General features: G+C 35.6%; 7 protein-coding genes. All 7 read right to left on the reverse strand.

What is annotated here, in order from left to right; all coding sequences use genetic code 11:
* Positions 1 to 55 precede the first annotated feature (55 nt).
* Positions 56 to 256 (reverse strand): hypothetical protein, encoded by a 201-nt coding sequence (locus tag EW028_RS07125; protein ID WP_131520383.1) that lies wholly within the window; start codon positions 254 to 256, stop codon positions 56 to 58.
* 334 nt (positions 257 to 590) lie between these two features.
* The gene (locus EW028_RS26015) at positions 591 to 824 is read right to left on the reverse strand and encodes a DUF3953 domain-containing protein (protein WP_131520384.1); all 234 of its coding nucleotides are present in this window, start codon (positions 822 to 824) and stop codon (positions 591 to 593) included.
* 133 nt (positions 825 to 957) lie between these two features.
* On the reverse strand, positions 958 to 1,518 hold the full coding sequence (locus tag EW028_RS07135) for a DUF4256 domain-containing protein (RefSeq protein WP_131520385.1): 561 nt from the start codon (positions 1,516 to 1,518) through the stop codon (positions 958 to 960).
* A gap of 18 nt (positions 1,519 to 1,536) precedes the next feature.
* Entirely contained in the window at positions 1,537 to 1,824 is a 288-nt protein-coding gene (locus EW028_RS07140) for an RNA polymerase alpha subunit C-terminal domain-containing protein (protein ID WP_131520386.1), read from the reverse strand.
* A gap of 874 nt (positions 1,825 to 2,698) precedes the next feature.
* Entirely contained in the window at positions 2,699 to 3,541 is an 843-nt protein-coding gene (locus EW028_RS07150; protein ID WP_131520387.1) for a DUF5700 domain-containing putative Zn-dependent protease, read from the reverse strand.
* Between the two features lie 429 nt (positions 3,542 to 3,970).
* On the reverse strand, positions 3,971 to 4,441 hold the full coding sequence (locus tag EW028_RS07155) for a peptide-methionine (S)-S-oxide reductase (protein WP_131520388.1): 471 nt from the start codon (positions 4,439 to 4,441) through the stop codon (positions 3,971 to 3,973).
* A 197-nt stretch (positions 4,442 to 4,638) separates the two neighbouring features.
* Positions 4,639 to 6,000 carry an amino acid permease gene (locus EW028_RS07160; RefSeq protein ID WP_112117983.1) on the reverse strand — a complete coding sequence of 454 codons (1,362 nt, stop codon included), beginning with the start codon at positions 5,998 to 6,000 and terminating at the stop codon, positions 4,639 to 4,641.

Raw genomic sequence — 6,000 nt, forward strand, 5'->3', positions numbered from 1 at the left:
TTAAACGTCCACTATATAAAAAGGATCACTTTCCTATCAATGATCCTTTCAACGATTATTTAAAATTCTGTGGTTTTACTACTTTAAATGAAGCAACTTCGCCACAGTTTTTACAAAAAGTCATTTGGAGTGGTGACCCTACTGCCATAATTGCGCCAATAGGTCTTATATTGCCTTGGCTTGTAGTACCTCCCACCTGTCCAGTCGTAAATTTATCTCGACCACAAACCTTGCAAACCAATTTTTCATTCTCCATCTTATCACCTCATTATGTAATTTATGTAAATTATAACATAAAAATATCTGATATGAGCGATGAGCGAGTCTGACCCATCAAATCTATAAAGTATCTAGGGAAATAATGAAGAAAATAATCTTATTATTCATTTTGTTATTTCTTATAGGGTATAATGAAACGGTTAAAACGGTGGAAAAACATTTGCATTTCCTGATGACATCGACAGAATAAAAATGCCATGCAATTTTAACAAAAACCCCTCAGATGAAGGGCCATTATGGAAGTGATTTATGAAAATGGCTGGAAGGACTTGATCGATGTATGGTATTACGAAAATCAGTGGCTGCTTCCTTTAAATCAAGACAAAGCTTTGAACGGACACATAGATTGAAAATATAGATACCCCCATTAGGAACCAACCATAAACTGTTCGCTGTTTTTGAAATTCTTGAATGCCTAAAGTGAACATGAAAAGGCCTAAGAACAATATCATGAGGTAATTCAATTGGAAATCTTGTGTGATTAGTCCGTAAGCTGCGAGAGATATGCCTGTGATGGAAAAAATAATTTTTAAACAATTTAACATAACTTTCCACCTCCCCTTTTAGTTTATCATACACTACTAAAGGTTATAGCTAACTAGAAAGACATTGGCATAACTATATTTCCATAGAAAAAAGCATATGCTCATCCGCAGATCGGACATATGCCTTTGTTTCTTAAACTCTTAACGATCCACGGAAGCCTCTTGCCGCATAGTAGGATTCTGCCCCATTGTGGTACATAAAGACCATGTCATAGCGACGATCGCAGAAGATAGCTCCGCCTAGTTTGCGAATGTTGTCAGGTGTTTGTACCCAGCTTGATGTTTTTAAATCGAACTTGCCAAGCTCCTGTAGTTGGCGATATTGCTCCTCTGTTAACAGCTCAATGCCGATTTCCTTTGCAACATCCATAGCCGTATTTTCAGGCTTGTGATTTTTTCTAGATTCCCATGCTTCACGGTCATAACATAAACTTCTGCGACCTTTAGGACTTTCCGCAGAACAATCATAAAATATGAACTCGTCCGTGTTTGCATCATAGCCTACTACATCTGGTTCACCGCCTGTTGCCTCCATTTCGTGGAGCGACCATAGTTTCTCCCTATTAGCCTCTAGCCTAGCTTGGACATTTACCCAATCAAGCCCTTCATGACGAGATGTATTTTTCTCGAAGCGAACTTGCAAAGTATTGATTAGTTCCTCGGTTTGCTCTTGTGATAATTCTTTCGTTGACATTGTTGTCTTCCCCCTCACTTATTTAAATGACAAGCCTTCTACTTTCAATAATGATTTCATAATCGGTAAGGAGGCTGGTCCAATACCATGCAGTTTTAAGATATCCTTTTCCGTATACATTGATAGTTTTTCCAACGTATCAATACCTGCGTGTACGAATGCATTTCTTGCAGGTGAACTCAGCTTGGAAAGGAAGCCACTGCTAGGTTTATTTTCCTGATCACAGGTAGGACAGCTTGGACAATCTGTGCTTTTGTAAAATGGATGTCCTTTTTCACAAACTTTTAACCTTTTTTCTGCCAACATCATCCCTCCAAACCTTATGCTTTTGTCCATTTTACCATATTTCATCAAAGGGATTGAAAATGGAAACTTTAATTTTTCTGCAATTCACGCTCTAATGAAGTTGCTGCTACATTTACAATATAGCAACTTTCTATAGTTAACTTTAGCCAAATTCAATTACTCATTAAAAAATCTGTTAAAACAGCCTAACCTCTACATTGGACCAAAACCTCTTGAACAAAATGAACGGTGAATTTTTTATTGGAAATCTATACTGCAAGGGAGTACTTTTAAATCATTGGTAAAAGAATATCTTGATAGGATACAAGCAAGAGCAGAACGAGAAGTATTCTCCTAATACGATAAGAACATACTACTACAACTTATGCATTGTGTATTTGAAGTTAAAAGGGTTGGATATTTTAGACGGTAAACCTGATGTTCTTACTAACTTCAAATTGTGGCTCAAGAACCCATATAGATTTCATGGAAATGTGGAGATTAGATTACGAATATATTGAAGATGACCTTAAAGTTTCTACTGTCAATGCCATCATAGATAGGGTATGTTCTTTATTTCTTTAGCTTAAAGCTAGTGGAAGGATTAAAGAGAATCCGGTTGTGTATCGTAATGGCATGTTTACAAATGCGATGAGAGATAAAGATATATTATTTCCTACTCAGAGAAGCAAGTTGAAATAAGTTCGAGCAACACCTCTCGTAAATACTTGTTTTAAGATAAATAAGAAGAATCCATTTTGAAAGAGATTGTTCAAAATGGACTCTTCTTTAGCAGTTTTAAGTTTGTTTTTTATAAAAAGCTTGTTCATTTTCATCCTCTGTTACTCGACAATCGGGCCCGAGTGTCAAATAACTTAACTCTAAATAAATCATTTTAAGTAAGTTCTAAAAGCACATTCTCTATTTCTTTATTGAAGGTAGATTCTTTCCAAAGTGTAACAGCCTCTTTCTCTTGATACTTTTCAATTAAGATTTGAATCACATTGTAGCCAATAAAATACCCTAAACGTGTGAAACCAAAGTTGGAACCTCCATTAATTGAAAACCATTCATGAATAATTTCAGGTTGTGCACGTTTGTTTATATCATCCAAAAAAGTAGTGATAATATCATTTTTGTTTTCCTCTGCAAATCTTAACCATTCTTCTCCATTATCATCGTATAAAAAATAGACCGATTTATCAGCATCAGCAACTTGTTCTGAAAAATACGTTGCACAACCTTCCTGAAACAGCGCTGTAAAGGGATGAAACCACTGAACTTTAGACCAATCCATACCCTCCTGATCTGATAAAATATTATGAAGCGTATGACCAAATTCATGAGCAATAATTACTTTTAAATGCTTATCATTAGAAGAGAGCTTTTCTAAACAAAAAGTCACTTCAGGAATAATTTGACGATGTGTAAATGCATTTGACCCATATGCTCCAACAATAATATGTACATCTTTAGTGAACTCGACATTATATTTTTGTCTGTAAGTTAACACAACTTGTTGAATGAGACTTCCGATTTTTCCACTCGATTCCTTTATCTCACTCATTTTGGAAGGATATTTTTGAATTGCGTTTTTAATCTTCTCATCTGCATTTTTACAATGATACAGAAAATATTCCTTGAAGTGTTGGGAGAACTTTTCATGGTAGTGTTTTAAGAACCGCTCCGAAGGCTTGTAGTTTAATAAAAAATATGGAACTGTATTATAAATGTTCATAATTACCGTCCTCCATTATATAACAATCCTCTTCATTAATTTGAACTATACTTTTAAAATTCTCCAAATAATTTTTAGTTCCTGCTTATTTCATACAGTTTTTTCATCAAAAATTTATTATAACTAATCGAACTTAATTATTATCAATCTTTATTAAAAGGCCACAAAAAAAGCCTGTATCCATAATTACTTGGTAATTGAAGAAACAGGCTTTATCTTTTTAAAAAAATAGTGATGTATTGATTTGATAATACATTGTTCAATACTATATACCAATACACTATCTTCCTTATTCTAACTATCATTTTTAGGTATAATGTTTACAAATAGCTGTCTCTCTCATTTTACAGACACACAGAATAGATAGTGTCATTCACTTCCCCCTCAAAATTGTTGTGTAGTTTAAAATGAAAGGTCTCGTAAATTCCGTTATTTATATTTATTTAAAATTTCTGCGGGAATATGACAATAATCATTTGGACATCTGGTTAATCTATCTTGATGTTCCTCTGCACTTCTGACATAGTTTGTAAGGGGCAATACTTCAACCATTATAAGCTCGTAATCATTTCGCTCTCTAAGAAATGCCTTCGCCTCTTTTAAATGCTCAGGATTTTCACTATATACGCCCGTTCTATATTTCTCACCAACATCCTGTCCTTGTCTATTCAAACTGTAAGGATCAATGATTTCGAATAAATAGCCCATTAAATCTCGAATGGTTACAACTGTGGGATCAAACTCTGTTTTTACACATTCAGCGTACCCGTCATAATCGCCCTCAAGCGTACGACTTGTTCCATTCGCTCTTCCTGCTTCTGTAAACGTAACTCCTGGTAGCGTTTTTATAAAAGCTTGTACGCCCCATAAACATCCACCTGCCAAATATATTACTTCCATCATGCCCCTCCTTTTTTGTCTAAATACAGATCAATTTTATTACGAACCTATTCATAAAGAAAGGCACTCTTCACATTCAAGAAAGTATGTTTACTAATAGATAAAAATTATTAATCCTTAGATAGGTGTAACGAATCGAGTATATTTTCAACCAAGCGTTTGCGCTGTAGAAGTATCAGCTAAATGTATTGATGTCACTACTTTTTAACATGTATTACTTTGTAGCCAATAAATAAGATGAAAAACCAAACTGGTGCCACATATAGGGCAACACGCATATCTGGAATAAACGCCATTAACACAATCACCATTAATAAAAATACAATAGCAATATACGTAGAAAGTGGGTAAAGCGGAATTTTGAATTTCAGTTTGGCTACTTCCTCTTTCGTTTTTGACTTCCTAAATTTCAACTGTGCTAATAAAATAATCATCCAGCTTGTAATAACTGCAACCGTCGCAACTGCAGAAATATAGATGAACACTTTTTCAGGTACTACATAGTTTAAGACAACCGCGATTAATAACACAGCTGACGAAAATAATATCCCTCGACTCGGACTACCGTTTTTGCTTACTGTTTTAAAATATTCTGGACCATTTTTTTGTACCGATAAGTTGTGTAGCATACGTCCTGAACCATATAAGCCACTATTAAAGGCAGACATTGCAGCTGTAATGACGACAAAGTTAATAATGTGAGCCGCAGCAGGGATGCCAACGTAATCGAAAATTTGAACGAACGGGCTACCTTCTGAGCCAACTTCGTTCCAAGGATAAATAACCATCATAACGCCTAATGCCCCAATGTAGAAAATTAAAATACGCCAAACGATGTTGTTAATCGCTGATGGAATGGACTTGCTAGGATTTTTTGCTTCTCCTGCAGAAATACCCACTAACTCAACCCCACCAAATGAGAACATAACTAATACAAGTGACATTAAAATACCATGGAAACCGTTTGGCATGAAGCCACCATGTGCCCATAAATTATCAAAGCCAATTGCTTCACCGTGGTTGCCGACACCGAAGAAAATAATGGCTAATCCTAGGACGATCATCCCGATAATTGCCACAACTTTAATCATCGCAAACCAGAATTCGAATTCTCCGTATGCTTTTACATTTGCTAAATTTACAAGCGTCATCATCACAAGTACGACAAGGGCAGTTACCCATTGTGGAATATCTGGAAACCAGTAGTTAATATATACACCGACAACTGTTAGTTCTGCCATGCCCACGACAATCCACATGAACCAATATGTCCATCCAGATAAGAAACCAGCAAAGCGCCCTAAATATTTATTCGCGTACATACTGAATGAGCCTGATACAGGTTCTGCTACTGCCATTTCGCCTAATGCACGCATAATGGTGAAAATAACTAACCCGCCAATTAAATAAGCTAGTAAAATAGATGGTCCCGCCATTTGAATGGTTGAACTAGAGCCATAAAATAAACCGACCCCAATGGACCCGCCAAGTGCAATTAATTGCATGTGACGCGTACTTAATTCCCGCTTTAGTTGTGAATCTTGATGATTATCTTTCAT

Source organism: Lysinibacillus sp. OL1 (assembly GCF_004332175.1).
GTDB classification, from domain to species: Bacteria; Bacillota; Bacilli; order Bacillales_A; family Planococcaceae; genus Lysinibacillus; species Lysinibacillus capsici.

Coding starts and splice junctions, on each gene's coding strand:
- EW028_RS07140 (WP_131520386.1), bottom strand. CDS start 1,824: ATGTTGGCAGAAAAAAGGTTAAAAGTTTGTGAAAAAGGACATCCATTT.
- EW028_RS07160 (WP_112117983.1), bottom strand. CDS start 6,000: ATGAAAGATAATCATCAAGATTCACAACTAAAGCGGGAATTAAGTACG.
- EW028_RS07135 (WP_131520385.1), bottom strand. CDS start 1,518: ATGTCAACGAAAGAATTATCACAAGAGCAAACCGAGGAACTAATCAAT.
- EW028_RS07150 (WP_131520387.1), bottom strand. CDS start 3,541: ATGAACATTTATAATACAGTTCCATATTTTTTATTAAACTACAAGCCT.
- EW028_RS07155 (WP_131520388.1), bottom strand. CDS start 4,441: ATGGAAGTAATATATTTGGCAGGTGGATGTTTATGGGGCGTACAAGCT.
- EW028_RS07125 (WP_131520383.1), bottom strand. CDS start 256: ATGGAGAATGAAAAATTGGTTTGCAAGGTTTGTGGTCGAGATAAATTT.
- EW028_RS26015 (WP_131520384.1), bottom strand. CDS start 824: ATGTTAAATTGTTTAAAAATTATTTTTTCCATCACAGGCATATCTCTC.